Origin of the sequence: Pseudomonas sp. SIMBA_041, from assembly GCF_046535095.1 — a bacterium.
GTDB lineage: Bacteria > Pseudomonadota > Gammaproteobacteria > Pseudomonadales > Pseudomonadaceae > Aquipseudomonas > Aquipseudomonas mucoides.
Genome location: NZ_JAWRXJ010000387.1, coordinates 1 through 267 on the forward strand (window position 1 = coordinate 1; position 267 = coordinate 267).

Annotated in this window: 1 protein-coding gene; it reads right to left on the reverse strand. The window is 54.7% G+C overall.

Translation table 11 applies throughout. The features are described from left to right. Positions 1–267 (reverse strand): vitamin B12 dependent-methionine synthase activation domain-containing protein (locus SB725_RS31600; RefSeq protein ID WP_410923375.1); only part of this gene is annotated, 267 nt, incomplete at both ends.

The following is a 267-nucleotide window of genomic DNA, read 5'->3' on the forward strand; positions in this document are numbered from 1 at the left end:
CACATGGCGAAAGATTCTGTGAGTTTCATGCCAGTGTGTTTTTCCACTTCCAGCAGCTCCCAGATGGTGGCTTTTTCCGTATGTTCCGGGCAGGCCGGATAGCCCGGTGCCGGACGGATGCCCTGGTAGTTTTCGCGGATCAGCTCTTCGTTGCTGAGGTTCTCGTTCGGCGCATAGCCCCAGTAGACTTTACGCACACGCTCATGGAGATACTCCGCAAAGGCTTCGGCTAAACGGTCGGCAAGCGCTTTCACCATGATTTTGTTG